The following is a 425-nucleotide window of genomic DNA, read 5'->3' as shown; positions in this document are numbered from 1 at the left end:
GCGATTTCCATCGTTTGACGCTGATACGCACTCCATTGGCCATCAAATTGCTGCGGTTTCATCACCTGTTTTTGCCCCTGACTGTCAAGCAAGGTAACGGAACGGGTTTCAGGGGTGACACGGTCAATGGTAAAGCGCTCAACCTCTTTTCTATCGGCGTTCCAACGCTCCATCACCATGCCTTCACGGTAACTGTCGATTTGCTTGCGCGAATGGCTGTCGAGCCACACAGGTTTGAGCTGGGTTACAGTCACCGTTTTTTCACTGAGCATCCCGCGTTCGGTGAGCGTTTGCCGGATAGTATCGGTGACAATTTTCTGCTCCCGAACCCCGCTGACCTGTGCGACTACGGGTTTCATGTCGCTGTGCAGCTGTGCATAATCCGCCGCCAGTGCCGCATAACGATGATTTTTATCAGGGATATG

Annotated in this window: 1 protein-coding gene; it reads right to left on the bottom strand. The window is 52.5% G+C overall.

Features of this window, described 5'->3' with window-relative positions:
* A partial coding sequence (locus AC4IFO_RS23090; protein ID WP_490737866.1) for a hypothetical protein occupies window positions 1–425 on the bottom strand: 425 nt, incomplete at both ends.

This window comes from Providencia sp. UF-224, from assembly GCF_058245955.1.
The sequence above is the reverse complement of the archived record's forward strand: the minus strand, read 5'-3'. Positions and strand labels throughout refer to the sequence as shown.